The 14,557-nt window shown below is 66.4% G+C and carries 12 protein-coding genes, 2 tRNA genes and 1 rRNA gene; 10 read left to right on the top strand and 5 right to left on the bottom strand.

From position 1 onward, the window contains the following. Window positions 1–7: 7 nt before the first annotated feature. Window positions 8–652 carry a COQ9 family protein gene (locus tag D620_RS0108830; protein WP_233992038.1) on the top strand — a complete coding sequence of 215 codons (645 nt, stop codon included), beginning with the start codon at window positions 8–10 and terminating at the stop codon, window positions 650–652. Between the two features lie 206 nt (window positions 653–858). Continuing rightward, on the top strand, window positions 859–1,374 hold the full coding sequence (gene ssb, locus D620_RS0108825; protein WP_017665434.1) for a single-stranded DNA-binding protein: 516 nt from the start codon (window positions 859–861) through the stop codon (window positions 1,372–1,374). Window positions 1,375–1,504: 130 nt separating this feature from the next. Here ssb and D620_RS0108820 read toward each other — a convergent pair whose 3' ends face one another. Next, window positions 1,505–2,038, bottom strand: a complete 534-nt coding sequence (locus D620_RS0108820) for a YceD family protein (RefSeq protein WP_017665433.1) — start codon at window positions 2,036–2,038, stop codon at window positions 1,505–1,507. Further along, window positions 2,035–2,562 (bottom strand): ubiquinol-cytochrome C chaperone family protein, encoded by a 528-nt coding sequence (locus tag D620_RS0108815; RefSeq protein ID WP_017665432.1) that lies wholly within the window; start codon window positions 2,560–2,562, stop codon window positions 2,035–2,037. Before D620_RS0108815 ends, D620_RS0108820 begins: the two co-directional genes overlap by 4 nt. Window positions 2,563–2,810: 248 nt before the next feature. Here D620_RS0108815 and D620_RS0108810 point away from each other — a divergent pair, with 248 nt between their 5' ends. Genes D620_RS0108810 through D620_RS0108790 form a run of 5 tightly spaced genes read left to right on the top strand, consistent with a single transcriptional unit; the run spans window position 2,811 to window position 6,779 of the window. Further along, on the top strand, window positions 2,811–3,305 hold the full coding sequence (locus D620_RS0108810) for an outer membrane protein assembly factor BamE (RefSeq protein ID WP_017665431.1): 495 nt from the start codon (window positions 2,811–2,813) through the stop codon (window positions 3,303–3,305). Window positions 3,306–3,348: 43 nt separating this feature from the next. Then, window positions 3,349–3,906 carry an ATP-dependent protease subunit HslV gene (gene hslV, locus D620_RS0108805; RefSeq protein ID WP_017665430.1) on the top strand — a complete coding sequence of 186 codons (558 nt, stop codon included), beginning with the start codon at window positions 3,349–3,351 and terminating at the stop codon, window positions 3,904–3,906. Between the two features lie 4 nt (window positions 3,907–3,910). Further along, a complete protein-coding gene (locus D620_RS0108800) occupies window positions 3,911–5,032 on the top strand; it encodes an acyltransferase family protein (protein WP_081596561.1) in 1,122 nt (373 codons plus the stop codon). Between the two features lie 14 nt (window positions 5,033–5,046). Then, window positions 5,047–6,378 carry an ATP-dependent protease ATPase subunit HslU gene (hslU, locus tag D620_RS0108795; protein WP_033376528.1) on the top strand — a complete coding sequence of 444 codons (1,332 nt, stop codon included), beginning with the start codon at window positions 5,047–5,049 and terminating at the stop codon, window positions 6,376–6,378. Beyond that, the gene (locus tag D620_RS0108790) at window positions 6,375–6,779 is read left to right on the top strand and encodes an ACT domain-containing protein (protein WP_017665427.1); all 405 of its coding nucleotides are present in this window, start codon (window positions 6,375–6,377) and stop codon (window positions 6,777–6,779) included. Before hslU ends, D620_RS0108790 begins: the two co-directional genes overlap by 4 nt. Before the next feature lie 170 nt (window positions 6,780–6,949). Here D620_RS0108790 and D620_RS0108785 read toward each other — a convergent pair whose 3' ends face one another. The 3 genes from D620_RS0108785 to D620_RS15015 all read right to left on the bottom strand — a co-directional run bounded on the left by D620_RS0108785 (window position 6,950) and on the right by D620_RS15015 (window position 11,904). Then, the gene (locus D620_RS0108785) at window positions 6,950–8,914 is read right to left on the bottom strand and encodes a prolyl oligopeptidase family serine peptidase (protein WP_017665426.1); all 1,965 of its coding nucleotides are present in this window, start codon (window positions 8,912–8,914) and stop codon (window positions 6,950–6,952) included. A 97-nt stretch (window positions 8,915–9,011) separates the two neighbouring features. Continuing rightward, the gene (locus D620_RS0108780) at window positions 9,012–10,874 is read right to left on the bottom strand and encodes an ABCB family ABC transporter ATP-binding protein/permease (RefSeq protein WP_017665425.1); all 1,863 of its coding nucleotides are present in this window, start codon (window positions 10,872–10,874) and stop codon (window positions 9,012–9,014) included. 46 nt (window positions 10,875–10,920) lie between these two features. Next, window positions 10,921–11,904, bottom strand: coding sequence for a retroviral-like aspartic protease family protein (locus tag D620_RS15015; protein WP_017665424.1), 984 nt, complete (start codon window positions 11,902–11,904; stop codon window positions 10,921–10,923). 737 nt (window positions 11,905–12,641) lie between these two features. Here D620_RS15015 and D620_RS0108770 point away from each other — a divergent pair. From D620_RS0108770 to D620_RS0108760, 3 genes are all read left to right on the top strand, one after another. After that, window positions 12,642–14,126: ribosomal RNA gene (locus D620_RS0108770) — 16S ribosomal RNA — on the top strand. A gap of 204 nt (window positions 14,127–14,330) precedes the next feature. Further along, a tRNA-Ile gene (locus D620_RS0108765) sits at window positions 14,331–14,407 on the top strand. Between the two features lie 10 nt (window positions 14,408–14,417). After that, window positions 14,418–14,493 (top strand) — tRNA-Ala (locus D620_RS0108760). Window positions 14,494–14,557: the final 64 nt, after the last annotated feature.

The raw sequence follows: 14,557 nt of genomic DNA, 5'->3' as shown, positions 1-14,557 counted from the left end.
TAGCGACATGACCCTTGATGAGCTGCGCATCGCGCTCGCCCCCGACATCGCCGCCTCGGCCATTTTCGATGGCTGGAACGAGGCCGCGCTCAGCGCCGCCGCCGAAATGGCGGAGGCCGATCTTGATGTGGCAAAACTCGCCTTCCCGGGGGCCAGGCCCATGGACATGATCGCGGCGTGGATCGCGAGCGTGGATCAGGCGATGGAAGCCGAATGGCCCGCCGAACGCCTCGCCACCCTCAAGATCCGTGAACGCATCCGCACGCTGGCCGCCTTCCGCTTGGAAGCGGTCGCGCATATCGACGAAGCCGTGCGCCGCGCGCTCGCGGTGATGGCGCAGCCGCAGAATGCGCGGGCCGCTCTGAAGCTCGGCTGGCATTCGGCCGACCTCATGTGGCGGCTCGCGGGCGATACCGCGACGGATTACAACCACTACACCAAGCGCGCGATCCTTGCGGGCATCTATTCGGCGACGCTCGCGGTGTTCGTGAACGACGACAGCGAGGGCAAGGCCGACACCTATGCCTTCCTGGACCGGCGCATCGACGGGGTGATGCGGTTCGAGAAGGTCAAGGCGCAGTTTCTGGGCAAGGACCGCGAATTGCCGAGCCTGACGCGGTTTCTCGGGCGGCTGCGTTATCCGGCGCGGTAATGGCTGGTATCGTCATCCCGGCAAAAGCTGGGACCTAGCGCGGCAAGCGCAGCACGTTGAGGCGCTGGAATGACGAGTAACGCCTGAGTCGGTGAAAAGCCACTTTGCGCTGATGCACCTCGCCCCAAGCTTCCCTATTGCCTGTGACAGATTCGCGGCGCATCCTGCGGGGCCGGGGTCAAGACATTGACGGGAAGGACATTTCGATGGCGGGTTCGCTCAACAAGGTCATGCTGATCGGCAATCTGGGGGCAGACCCGGAAATCCGCACCTTCGGCAATGGCGGCAAGGTCGCCAACCTGCGCATCGCGACCTCGGAACAATGGAAGGACCGCCAGACCGGCGAGCGCAAGGAAAAGACCGAGTGGCACACCGTCGCGATCTTCTCCGAAGGCCTCGTCAGCGTGGTGGAGCGCTACCTCAAGAAGGGCAGCAAGGTCTTCGTCGAGGGCAAGCTCCAGACCCGCAAGTGGCAGGACCAGAACGGGCAGGACCGCTATTCGACCGAGATCGTGATCCAGGGCCTCGGCGGCACGCTGACCATGCTTGACGGCGCGCAGGGCGGCGGCGGCATGGGTGGCGGCGGCGGTGGCGGGCGCTCCGGCGGTGGCGGCGGCTGGGATCAGGGCGCCGGTTCGTCGGGCGGCGGTGGCGGCTTCGGCGGCGGCGGCGCCCCGGCTGGCGGCGGCTACGACGATCTCGACGACGACATTCCGTTCTGATCGCGCCCGTTCTGCGGGCCCACCCCCAGCCCCTCCCGCAAGCGGGAGGGGAGCAAGACTTGGCGGCTTTGCCGCCTGGTCGCAGCGGGGTGGGCACCGCGCGACGTCGAGGCCCCAGCTCAAGCGGGCATCACCCCTTCTTCAACCCCGCCAGCAGATCGGCGAGCGGCCCCAATTGCTCGCCCTCCTGCACGATCCCCGCCGCCTTTCGCGCGGCGTCGGCGTCCGGGCCTTCGGCATAGGGGTCGATCGCAAGGCCGAGGGTCTGCGCCACCGCTTCGCCCAGATCGAACATCTCGCCCGAGAACGCGATCTCGTCGCAATCGTCGGCTTCGAGTTCGATTTCCTCGGCCTCGCCGGCCGGGCGCGGGCCTTCCTCGACGAACCTGAGATCCACCGCCTCGTCGATGGCGACGGGAAAATCCTCGCCGCTGATCGCGCAGGGCTGCTGGATCGCGGCGGTGAGGCGTCCGGTCGCGCGGATCGCGCGGGGGCGCTGTTCGAGCGACACCTCGGCGCGCAGGGCTTCCACCGCTCCGAGCCCGAAGCGCAGCGCGAGCGCGGCGCGCTCGTCCGCCGTGGCCTCGATCACCACCGGCCCGCCGGGCAGCGGGCGCGCCTTGATCATGCGCGAGAGTTCGGACGGGGGCGGCGCGCCGCTCACCAGATCGCGCTCGCTTTGAGCATTTCGTCGTCCGAGAAGCGTGCCAGCCGTTCGAACAGTTTTATCAGCCGCTCGGCGACGGCGCGCGCGGCTGCCGCCTCGTCGGCGTCGGCTGCGAAGGTCACGTTGCGCGCGATCGCGGCGGTGAGCTTGTCGAGATCGCCGGCATTGAACGCGCTGCGATAGGTGCCCAGCCTGCCGCCGAGCACGCTCATCAGCTTGCCGATGCGCTTGCCCACGACGACGTCATTGACTCCGAATTCGCGCAGCTGCCCGTCCATGTCCTCGACGAAAAGTTCGGCCAGAAGCGCGCTTTCGGAGCGCAGGTCCGATGCCTCGATCCGCACCATCACGGCGCTGAGGACCGCGCAGATCATGTCGAAGCGGCCCGCGATCGAATCCGCCACGCGGCAATCGGTGTAGTAGACGCTGTCGCGCGCCAGCTCGATCACGCGGTGCCACAAGGGGCGCACGCTCTCGCGCGGGTCCGGGGCGGTGCCGAGCAGGCGGGAGAGGAAGGACATTTTCTGGCAGCCTTTCAACGGTGGCAGGGGCGGCGCGCGCCGGACGCGGGCCCCACTCGCTTACGCTAACGCACGAGCGGCGGATGCGTTCAACGCCGCCTGTTCAACAGGGGTTCAACCGCCCCCGCCCACGGCTTTTGCCGATATGGTGCGTTGCATGCGCCGCGCTAGCCCCTTAAAGCACCTCGCGCAGGCGGCAAGTGCGTGGGTGGGCGCGTCGCAACACAGGACGACAGGGTTTGACCCAGATGATGAAGGCAGGCGCGATGAACAAGGTGTGGACCGGAGCTGCAGTGCTGTTGGCGGCGGCAAGCCTGCCGGGCTGCGCCTCGATCCGCGAATCGCGCGGCTATATCGAGGACCCCACGCTCACCTCGCTGATCCAGCCCAGGATCGACAACCGCCAGTCGGTCGAAGGCACGCTCGGCCGCCCGACCTTCACCAGCCAGTTCGGCACGCCGACCTGGTACTACGTGTCCTCGATCACCGGCCAGCGCCCCTTCAACCGCCCGCGCATCCGCAACCATTCGGTGCTGGCGGTGACCTTCGATGCCAATGGCCGGGTCAGCGAAGTGAAGCGCAGCGGGGTGGAGCAGGTGGTCTATCTCGATCCCAACGGCGACAAGACCCCGACGCTCGGGCGCGAACGCGGCTTCCTTGAAGACCTGTTCGGCAATATCGGCCAGGTCGGATCCTCCGCGCTGCCGGGCGGCGGTGCGGGCGGCGGGCCGAACGGGCAGTAACCCCCGGCTTGAACGCATCGCCCCGCGCGCCATATTGGCGGGCATGAGCAGCACTTCCAGCGCACACGGCCTCGCGGCCTGGCACGGCACCACCATCATCGGCGTCCGCAGGGGCGGCACCACTGTCATCGCCGGTGACGGGCAGGTGTCGATGGGCAACACCGTGATGAAGCCCAACGCGCGCAAGGTCCGCCGCATCGGCAACGGCAGCGTGATCGCGGGCTTCGCGGGCGCGACTGCCGATGCCTTCACCTTGTTCGAGCGGCTGGAAAAGAAGCTCGAGCAATATTCCGGCCAGCTGATGCGCGCGAGCGTTGAGCTCGCCAAGGACTGGCGGACCGGCAAATACCTGCGCAATCTCGAGGCGCTGATGATCGTTGCCGACAAGGACACGCTGCTGGTGCTGACCGGCAATGGCGACGTGCTCGAGCCCATCGGCGATATCGCCGCGATCGGATCGGGCGGCAATTTCGCGCTCGCCGCGGACCGCGCGCTCGCCGATTACGAAGAGGACGCGGACACCATCGCCAGGAAGGCCATGGCGGTCGCCGCCGAGATCTGCGTCTTCACCAACGGCAATTTGACGGTCGAGACGGTTTAGCCCTATCCCGACCCGGCAGACGGGCGAGGGGGCGAGGATCGACACGGCGACAGGCACGGCACCGGGCGGCAAGCTCGCCGTCATCCAGCTGCTGCGCGCCGCTGCCGCGCTGGTGGTGGCCGCGGCGCATGTCGCCTTCGCCTTTGCCGATCACCTCGGCGCGGGGCTTGCCCCCGGCCTTGCCTGGCGCGGCGAGCGCGAGGCGCAGATCGCGGTGCTCTTGTTCTTCATCGTCTCGGGCTACGTCATGGTCGAGGCGCAGCGCGGGCGGTTCGGCACGCAGGGCGCGCGGAGCACGTTCTGGCGGCGGCGCCTGATCCGCATCCTGCCCCCCTACTGGCTGGCAAGTGCGCTGATGGCGGGGGTGCTGATCGTGCTGTTCGGCCAGAGCGTCGATCCTTTCGGCTTCGCCCGGTCGCTCGCGCTCGTCCCGGCATGGCCTGATACGGGCGAGCCGCGCCCGATGGTGTTCCTGTGGGTCGGCTGGACGCTCACCTACGAGATGGCCTTCTACCTCGTCTTCGGTCTGTTCCTGGGCCTGCCGCAGCGCCGGGCGATCCTCGCGGTGACGCTGGTGCTGGCGGGGGCCATCGCGGCGGGCACGTGGACGGTGCCGGGCGATCCGCTGCTCTTCGCGCTCACCCGCCCGCTTTCGGCGATGTTCGCAGCCGGCATGTGGCTGGCGTTGTGGCGGGGGAGCGGCGGGGTGCTTCCCGCGCCCTGGCGCTGGCTGGCGCTGGCGGCGCTGGTCCCGGCGCTGCTGCTGCTGCCCGAGCCGCCGCAGCCGGCGGCGAGCGGATGGGACTATCTCGCCTGGGCGGGCCTGCCGGCGCTGCTTGTGGCGCTTGCGGCATTGGGCGGCCCGCTCGCGCTGCCGCGGGCCGACTGGATCAACCGCGCCGGCGAGGCGAGCTATGCGCTCTACCTCCTGCACCTGCCGGTCGCGTGGTTCTGGCTGTGGTTGTGGGGCCGCCTGCCGGGCTTCGATGCGGGCCCGTGGGACTATCTGCTCACCGCCCTTGCAGCGAGCATTGCGGCAAGCTGGCTGTTCGCCCGTCTCGTCGAAGGCCCGCTGACGCTGGCCTTGAACCGCCGGTTCGCGCCGCCACATAGGGCGGACGGTTGACACAGAAAGACCCCATGACCACCACCTCCCCCGCTGCCCAGTCCCTTACCCCCAAAGCCATCGTCGCCGCATTGGACGAACACATCATCGGCCAGGCCGACGCCAAGCGCGCGGTGGCCGTGGCGCTGCGCAACCGCTGGCGGCGGCAACGCCTCGGCAGTGACCTGCGCGACGAGGTGACGCCCAAGAACATCCTGATGATCGGCCCCACCGGCTGCGGCAAGACCGAGATCAGCCGGCGGCTCGCCAAGCTGGCCGGGGCGCCCTTCATCAAGGTCGAGGCGACCAAGTTCACCGAGGTCGGCTATGTCGGCCGCGATGTCGAACAGATCGCCCGCGACCTTGTGGAAGAGGCGATCCGGCTCGAAAAGGAACGTCGCCGCGAGAAGGTGCGCGAGGCGGCGAGCCAGGCGGCGATGGACCGGCTGCTCAACGCGCTGGTCGGCGAGAACGCCTCGGAAGCCACCCGCGAGAGCTTTCGCCAGCGCATCATCCAGAACGCGATGAACGATGTCGAGGTCGAGATCGAGGTGCGCGATGCCCCTGCCGCCCCCTTCGGAATGGGTGATCTTGGGGGGGCGATGGGCGGCCAGATCGGGATGATCGACCTCTCCGACATGATGGGCAAGGCCCTGGGCCGGAAGAACACCCGCCGCCAGAAGCTGCGCGTGCCCGATGCGTGGGACAAGCTGGTCGATGAAGAAGCCGACAAGCGCCTCGATCAGGACGATGTCGTCCGCGCGGCGCTTCTGAACGCCGAGACCAACGGGATCGTGTTCCTCGACGAGATCGACAAGATCGCGGTCAGCGATGTGCGCGGCGGCAGCGTCAGCCGCGAGGGCGTGCAGCGCGACCTCCTGCCGCTCATCGAGGGAACGACCGTTGCCACCAAATACGGCCCGATGAAGACCGACCACGTGCTGTTCATCGCGTCCGGCGCCTTCCATGTCGCCAAGCCTTCGGACATGCTCCCCGAATTGCAGGGCCGCCTGCCGATCCGCGTCGAGCTCACCGCCCTGACCGAGGCGGATTTCGTGCGCATCCTCTCCGAAACCCGCGCCAATCTCGTCGCGCAATACAAGGCTCTGCTCGGGACCGAGCAGGTGACGCTCGATTTCGCCGATGATGCGATCCCCGCCATCGCCCGCATCGCCGCGCAGGTGAACGCCGCCGTCGAGAACATCGGCGCGCGGCGCTTGCAGACGGTGATGGAGCGGCTGCTGGAAGACATCAGCTTCGAGGCCGAGGAGCACGTGGGCGAGACGATCACCATCGATGCCGCTTACGTCGAGGCGCGGCTCGCCGGGCTCGCCGGGAACACCGACCTGTCGAAGTATATCCTGTGACCGGCGGCGGCCCGGTTGGCGACCTTGCCGGGATGCTGGCGGGGATGGCCCCGCTGCTGGACGCGCAGGCCTGGGCCTTTGCTCTGGTGGAGGGCGCGCCGCCCGAGGAAGCCTTCGCGATCATCCGCGAGGATGAAGGCACGACCGCGATCCTCGCCGATCCTTCCGGCGATTTCGCCCGCATCACCCTGACGGTCCACTCCGCATTGGACGGCGTGGGCCTGACCGCGGCGGTGGCGGGGGTGCTGGCGGAGCGGGGGATCGCCTGCAATGTCGTCGCAGGCTTCCACCACGATCACCTGTTCGTGCCGCGGGCGCGGGCCGAAGAGGCGATGGCGGCACTCGCCGCCTTGAGCCACAGCGCCGCCGCTGGCGGGGGCATGCGCCCCTCCGGCCTGTAGGAACAGGCCGAAAAACAAACGCTTTCCTACATGCCCCGCGCCTGACACCATCACCCCCATGCGCCCGATTCCCGCCCTCGCCGTGCCTTTAGCCGATGCCAGCGGGGCGGGGCGTTTTTCGGCTCTGGACAGTGTCTCATGTGTCTCCAACACGGGGGCCGGGGACGCGGTCACTCGCCCAGCAGGTAGCGCTTCCAGAACACCAGCTGCGCGAGGAAGGCGTAATCGGCATTGGCCTTCTTGCGGAAGCCGTGGCCCTCGTCGGCGGCGACGAGGTGCCAGGCCTTGCCGCCGTTGGCGCGGATTGCGGCGACCATCTGGTCGGCCTCGGACTTGGGCACGCGCGGGTCGTTGGCGCCGGTGATGACGAACATCGGCTTGGTGATCTCGCCCACGCGGGTGAGCGGGCTGATTGCGGTCAGCTGGGCGCGCTGCCTGGGATCGCGCTCGTCACCGTACTCAACCCGGCGCAGGTCCTGGCGGTAGGGGTTGGTGTTCTCGAGGAAGGAGACGAAGTTGCTGATCGCGACGATGCAGACGGTGCCGGCGAGCCTGGCCTTGAGTTGCACCGCGGCGGCATAGCACATGTAGCCGCCGTATGAGCCGCCGGTGAGGCCGATCCGGGCGGGGTCGACCGCCGGGTCGGCGGCGGCGGCGTCGATGAGGGCAGCCATGTCCCTGACCGATCCCTCGCGGCGGAAGGGCCCGTTGTCGAGGCTCACGAAGCGCTTGCCGTAGCCGGTCGAGCCGCGCACGTTGGGCAGGAAGATGCCGACGCCCAGTTCGTTGAGGAAGTAGTTGTCCGCGCCCATGAAGCCCGCGGGGCTCTGGCCCTCGGGCCCGCCGTGGACGTCGACGATGAGGGGGCGCTTGCCCGGGAAGCGGGCGGGGTCGGGGAGGTAGAGCAGGCCTGAGACCTCAAGCCCGTCGAAGCTCCTGGTGGTGAGGATGCGCGGTTCGACATTGACTTGCGCGTCGAGCCCGCCGGTCTCGCTCCGGGTCCAGCGGGTGAGTTGCAGGGTCTTGGGGTCGAGGCTCCACACGTCGGATGCGCTCTTGGCGCTGGAGAAGGAGAAGCCGATCTCGCCCCACGGCGCGAAGGCGAGGCCGCCGATCTGGCCGGCGGGAAGGGCGTCGAGCCGGGTGACCTTGCCGGTGGCGACATCGAGGATGCGCATGCGGTCCGAACCCGCCTCGTTGACCTCGTAGACGATGGTCTTGCCGTCGTCGGAGATGTCGAAGCCGTCGACGTCCCACGCCTCGCGGGTCACCGGGGTGAAGGCACCGGTGACAGGATCGAGCATGCCGAGGCGCTGGAAGTCGGCATCGCGGTCGGTGGTGACCCACAAGGTGCCGTCGGGGGCGACCTCGAGGCCCGAGTAGCTGACCTTGGCGCGGGGATCACCGATCGGGGTCATCGCGCCGGTGGCCAGCTCGAGGCGGTAGATGTCGACGTCCTCGACCGAACGGTAGTCGGCGACATAGGCGGACGCGTTGTCGCCCGAGAAAGCCGCGATCGCCCAGCCGCCGCCCTTGCTCTCCCACACCATGCGGGCCGAGCCCGGGTCGCGCGGGTCCATGACATAGAGGTCGGCGTCGACCCCGTTGCGGCGGGTGGAGCTGAAGCCGATCAGGCTGCCATCATGGCTCCAGGCGTTGATCTCATTGCGGCTCTTGCCGTCGGTGAGCAGGGTGAGGCGGCCGTCCTTGAGGGTGTGGAGCTGGAAGTACTCGTCGCCGCCGCGGTCCTTGCTGACGACGATGACGTCGCCCTTCATGGGCGCGTAGGAGCCGCGCACGGTCTCGGCCTCGAAGCTCAGCTGGGTGCGCGCGCCCATCGGCATGGCGACGCGGTGGAGCTGGCTCACATTGGCGAAGCGGGTGCTGATGAGAACCGCGCGGGTGTTCGGGTCCCATCCGGCAAAGCCCGCGCCGCGCGATTCGAGATAGGGCCGCACATCATCGACCAGCGCGAGCGGGACGGGCGGCATCTCCTCGGCGGTGAGCGCGGCGGGGATCGGGACGGCGGGAACCGGGGCGGGCGTCGGGGCGGGCGCGGCAGGGGCCTCCTGCGCGGCGAGCGGCATGGCGGTGGCGGTGGCCAGCAGCAGGGCAAGCAGACGAAGGTGACGCATGGGAATGCTACTTTCTATCGCGGCTGAAAGTGCCCCCGAACGGAGGCTGGGAGATGGAGACCTATCGTCTGCCGTCGTGGCAGGCAATCGGATAGGCCTACTCCGCCGCCTCGGCCGCCAGATCGTCCTCGCGCCGCTCGCTCGCCTGGCGGTTCCACATCTCGGCATAAAGCCCGCCGCGCGCGATCAGCCCGGGATGGTCGCCGCTTTCGACCAGCCGGCCATGGTCGAGCACGAGGATGTTGTCGGCATCGGCAATGGTCGAGAGCCGGTGGGCGATGGCGATGGTGGTGCGGCCCCTGGCGATGCGCCTGAGGGTCGCAAGGATTTCCTGCTCGGTGCGGGTGTCGAGTGCGCTGGTCGCCTCGTCGAGCAGCAGGATCGGCGGGTTCTTGACCAGTGTGCGGGCGATGGCGACGCGCTGCTTCTCGCCGCCCGACAGCTTCAGCCCGCGCTCGCCCACCATGGTGGCAAAGCGATCGGGCAGGCGGTCGATCAGCGGCGTGAGCGCGGCATCGCGCGCGGCCTGCTCCACCATCGCCTGGTCCGCGCCTTCGGCCCCGTAGGCGATGTTGTAGGCGAGGTCCTCGTTGAACAGCACCGAATCCTGCGGGACGATGCCGATCGCGGCGCGCACGCTCTCCTGCGTCACCTGCGCGATGTCCTCGCCCCCCACCAGCACCCGGCCCGCGAGCGGATCGTAGAAGCGGAACAGCAGGCGCCCGATTGTGCTCTTGCCCGCGCCCGAGGGGCCGACGATGGCGGTGGTGCTGCCGGCCGGCACCTCGAAGCTGAGACCGTTCAGGATCGTGCGGCCCGGATCATAGCCGAATGTGACGTCCTCGAAGACCACGGTGGGCTTGCGGATGATCAGCGCGGGCGCGCCCGGCCTGTCCTTCACCTCGATATCGGTGTCGATCAGGCGGAACATCTCGGCCATGTCGATGAGGCCCTGGCGGATGGTGCGGTAGACCCAGCCGAGCACGTCCAGCGGGCGGAACAGCTGGATCAGGTAGGTGTTGACCAGCACCAGATCGCCGACCGTGAGCGCGCCCGTGCTCCAGCCCCACACGGTGTAGGCCATCGCGCCCGCGACCAGCGCATTGGTGATCGCGCCTTGCGCCATGTTGAGCAGGCCCACCGAATTCTCGGACTTGATCGCGGCCTTGGCATAGGCGCGCGCGGCCTGCGAGTAGCGCGCTTCCTCGCGGTGCTCGGCGCCGAAATACTTCACCGTCTCGTAATTCAGCAGCGAATCCACCGCGCGGTGCAGCGCGCGGCCATCAAGATCGTTCATCTCGCGCCGCAACTTGGTGCGCCATTCGGTGATCGCGCGGGTGACATAGACATAGGCGACCACCGTCAGCGCGGTCGCCGCGACCAGCTCGATCCCGAAATTGAGGTAGAAGATCACCCCCACCGCGACGAGCTCGATGATCGTCGGCGCGATATTGAACAGCAGGAAATAGAGCATCTGGTCGATGCTCTTGGTCCCGCGTTCGATGATCTTGGTAACCTCGCCGGTGCGCCGCGCGAGGTGGAACCTGAGGCTGAGGCGGTGGAGGCGGCGGAACACGTCCTCGGCCAGATGCAGCGTCGCGATCTGGCCGACGCGCTCGAAGGCGATGTTGCGCAAGTTGTCGAAGGCGACCGAGGTGAAGCGCCCCAGTGCATAGGCAGCGACCAGCGCGAGCGCGACCGTCACGCCCTCGCGCGCGGTGCTCGCTCCCGAAGCAGACATCGCATCGACCGCACCCTTGTAGGCAAAGGGCAGCGCCAGTGTCACCGCCTTGGCCGCCAGCACCAGCGCCATCGCGATGACGATGCGGGTGCGAAGGCCCGGATTGTCCTTCGGCCAGAGATAGGGAAGGAAGCGGCGGAGCGTCGCCCAGCCTTCCACGTCGCGCGCGCGAGTCTTCTTGCGGGGATCGGCGGCGGGGGCGGGGGCTTCGGGTGGCATGGGGCGGGATGTGGGCCTCGCACGGCCCCGGCGCAAGGCGCGCTGGCTAGAACCGCGTGCGATAGGAGGTGCCGCGCTGCGCCTCGCGGATCGCGCGGGCGATGTCGGCGGGCACATCGAAGGCGATCCGCTTGCGCCCGAAATCGATCGCCACCCGGTCGAACAGCGCAAGGTGCTGCATCCCGATGGAGAGCACCGGCTCGTCATTGAGCCCGAGTGCGGCAAAAGCCGGGGCATCGGCGAAGGTCAGCGGCACATCGGTGAGCGCGAGCCCTTCGATGCTGAGGCTGCGCACCACGGCAAGCTCGCCGACGATGCCGACCCCGTTGACGTCGGTGGTGATGACCTCCTGCGCGCGGCGGGCGCGGATCCTCTCGCGAAGGGCAAGGTTCCCGAGGCTTGCCTGCGCGCCGGTATCGATGATGACCGCGGTGCGCACACCTTCGACCAGCGCATCGGTGATCAGCAGCTGGCCGAGCCGGCTGCGCGCGCGCACGATGATCTCGAATCCCTCCCGGCCCTCCTTGCCGCTGGCATCCTCGACGCTGATGGTCGCCTTGCGGAAATCGAGGAGGACGCGGAAATCCTGGAGCGCGTCGAGGCCGATGATCCCGTCCGCGCCGACATGCTCGCGCTCGAGCACGGGGGCCGCGAAGTTGGTGTAGCTGTTGGTGCCGAAGGTGATGCGGCCGACCTCGGCGAGCTCGACCTGGCGGCTGCTGGCCATGCCGACCAGCGTTGCCGTGCCCGCCGGGGCGAGCTGTGCCGCATCGCGAATCTCGCGGGTGATCGCGGTCGCCTGGCTGCCGGTGTCGATCAGGAAGGCAAAGGGGCCGCTGCCCTCGACCAGCACGGGCAGCGTGAGGCGGCGGTAGCGTTCCTCTTCGAGGGTGAGGGTCTCGGCCGCCGGATCGACGATGCCGTGGGTCGCAAGGGGCGGGGCAGGGACAGCGGGGACAGGCGCGGGCTCGGCGCCGGCCGGAATGCTGGCCGCAGCAAGGGCGGCGGCAAGCCAGATGCGCGCGGTCATGGCATGTCTCCCGTGCGGCCCGTGCTGAGATCCGGTCCGCTTTTCGGCATCCTATCATCAAGGCGGGGCGTGCCCAAGCACAGGGACCAACCCATCGGGAGGGAGATTCGCTGCCTGCCGGCATGAATCGCGTGGCAATGGCGGATGGCGGGCGATCGATGCGGGAAAAGAGCGCAGGACAGGGTGATTCACGCCCCGATTCACCCGGATTTTGGGCTCCGCATGGGGTATTCTCCCTATGTCGAGGGGTGCAAAATGGGCCGGAAACCGCCAAAAAATGGCGGAATTCTGGGGTTCTTGCGCGCCTCTGAAATAAAATTGCAAAAAGCCGTTGACCGAATCAGGAAGCGCTCATAGATGGGCTCCACCGACGCGGCGCTGACGGCTTCCACCGCCACCGCAACAACGCTTCGGTCGCCAACAAATTCGGATAGCCGGTCCCCCGGTGTAAATCGGGGAACCAAGCGCTGTCCGCTATTACTGTCTGGCGGCTCTTTGACATCGTTGGTTTTTGATGAAGGGACATGTGGGCGACGGCGCCCGGTCCGGGGACCTCAAGGCTCCGGTAACCGGTTAACTCAAGCCGATCGCCACATCCGATCGCAGGCTCCACGCCTGCCCGGATGGCAAGCATGTTCATTCGTATCCATTACGTTTGACAGTGCAGGTATCGGCTCCTTGCAGCTCATGCCAGTCTGGCGGATGGGGTTTTCCCCATGCCTGATTGGTGTGTGACACAACTTGAGAGTTTGATCCTGGCTCAGAACGAACGCTGGCGGCATGCCTAACACATGCAAGTCGAACGAGACCTTCGGGTCTAGTGGCGCACGGGTGCGTAACGCGTGGGAACCTGCCCTTAGGTTCGGAATAACTCAGAGAAATTTGAGCTAATACCGGATAATGTCTTCGGACCAAAGATTTATCGCCTTTGGATGGGCCCGCGTTGGATTAGCTAGTTGGTGGGGTAAAGGCCTACCAAGGCGACGATCCATAGCTGGTCTGAGAGGATGATCAGCCACACTGGGACTGAGACACGGCCCAGACTCCTACGGGAGGCAGCAGTGGGGAATATTGGACAATGGGCGAAAGCCTGATCCAGCAATGCCGCGTGAGTGATGAAGGCCTTAGGGTTGTAAAGCTCTTTTACCCGAGATGATAATGACAGTATCGGGAGAATAAGCTCCGGCTAACTCCGTGCCAGCAGCCGCGGTAATACGGAGGGAGCTAGCGTTGTTCGGAATTACTGGGCGTAAAGCGCACGTAGGCGGCTTTTTAAGTCAGGGGTGAAATCCCGGGGCTCAACCCCGGAACTGCCCTTGAAACTGGGAAGCTAGAATCTTGGAGAGGCGAGTGGAATTCCGAGTGTAGAGGTGAAATTCGTAGATATTCGGAAGAACACCAGTGGCGAAGGCGACTCGCTGGACAAGTATTGACGCTGAGGTGCGAAAGCGTGGGGAGCAAACAGGATTAGATACCCTGGTAGTCCACGCCGTAAACGATGATAACTAGCTGTCCGGGTTCATGGAACTTGGGTGGCGCAGCTAACGCATTAAGTTATCCGCCTGGGGAGTACGGTCGCAAGATTAAAACTCAAAGGAATTGACGGGGGCCTGCACAAGCGGTGGAGCATGTGGTTTAATTCGAAGCAACGCGCAGAACCTTACCAGCCTTTGACATCCTAGGACGGCTTCTGGAGACAGATTCCTTCCCTTCGGGGACCTAGTGACAGGTGCTGCATGGCTGTCGTCAGCTCGTGTCGTGAGATGTTGGGTTAAGTCCCGCAACGAGCGCAACCCTCGTCCTTAGTTGCCATCATTAAGTTGGGCACTTTAAGGAAACTGCCGGTGATAAGCCGGAGGAAGGTGGGGATGACGTCAAGTCCTCATGGCCCTTACAGGCTGGGCTACACACGTGCTACAATGGCATCTACAGTGGGCAGCTATTCCGCAAGGATGCGCTAATCTCCAAAAGATGTCTCAGTTCGGATTGTCCTCTGCAACTCGAGGGCATGAAGGCGGAATCGCTAGTAATCGCGGATCAGCATGCCGCGGTGAATACGTTCCCAGGCCTTGTACACACCGCCCGTCACACCATGGGAGTTGGATTCACCCGAAGGCAGTGCGCTAACCGCAAGGAGGCAGCTGACCACGGTGGGTTCAGCGACTGGGGTGAAGTCGTAACAAGGTAGCCGTAGGGGAACCTGCGGCTGGATCACCTCCTTTCTAAGGATACTTGCGAAAGCGCCCGAGCTAGCCTCGGGAAGAGCTTCGCGGTCTTCCAAAGAACATTGCCGTCGTCCTCATGTCCTTTCATCAATCGGAATACAGCCTGCCCAGGTTCGCTTGGCGTCGGGTTGTGTGCCTAAGCCGGCTCACGCCCTCGCGGTAGCCGTTCATAGTCGGAATGGTGGCCGGTCGCAGTGGAGTGGGCCTGTAGCTCAGTTGGTTAGAGCGCACCCCTGATAAGGGTGAGGTCAGAGGTTCAAATCCTCTCAGGCCCACCATTGTCCTTATGGGGCCTTAGCTCAGCTGGGAGAGCGGTTGCTTTGCAAGCATCAGGTCATCGGTTCGATCCCGATAGGCTCCACCAGGCACCGGCGCGCTGCGATGTTTCGCGGGCGCGCCGAACACGAATTTCCGATTGTTGAAACGAA

The sequence above is a fragment of the Porphyrobacter sp. AAP82 genome, assembly GCF_000331285.1.
Classification (GTDB): domain Bacteria; phylum Pseudomonadota; class Alphaproteobacteria; order Sphingomonadales; family Sphingomonadaceae; genus Erythrobacter.
Note: the sequence above shows the minus strand (reverse complement) of the source record. Positions and strands in the feature narration are given on the sequence as shown.

Coding starts and splice junctions, on each gene's coding strand:
- D620_RS0108830 (WP_233992038.1), top strand. CDS start 8: ATGACCCTTGATGAGCTGCGCATCGCGCTCGCCCCCGACATCGCCGCC.
- ssb (WP_017665434.1), top strand. CDS start 859: ATGGCGGGTTCGCTCAACAAGGTCATGCTGATCGGCAATCTGGGGGCA.
- D620_RS0108815 (WP_017665432.1), bottom strand. CDS start 2,562: ATGTCCTTCCTCTCCCGCCTGCTCGGCACCGCCCCGGACCCGCGCGAG.
- D620_RS0108810 (WP_017665431.1), top strand. CDS start 2,811: ATGATGAAGGCAGGCGCGATGAACAAGGTGTGGACCGGAGCTGCAGTG.
- hslV (WP_017665430.1), top strand. CDS start 3,349: ATGAGCAGCACTTCCAGCGCACACGGCCTCGCGGCCTGGCACGGCACC.
- hslU (WP_033376528.1), top strand. CDS start 5,047: ATGACCACCACCTCCCCCGCTGCCCAGTCCCTTACCCCCAAAGCCATC.
- D620_RS0108785 (WP_017665426.1), bottom strand. CDS start 8,914: ATGCGTCACCTTCGTCTGCTTGCCCTGCTGCTGGCCACCGCCACCGCC.
- D620_RS0108780 (WP_017665425.1), bottom strand. CDS start 10,874: ATGCCACCCGAAGCCCCCGCCCCCGCCGCCGATCCCCGCAAGAAGACT.
- D620_RS15015 (WP_017665424.1), bottom strand. CDS start 11,904: ATGACCGCGCGCATCTGGCTTGCCGCCGCCCTTGCTGCGGCCAGCATT.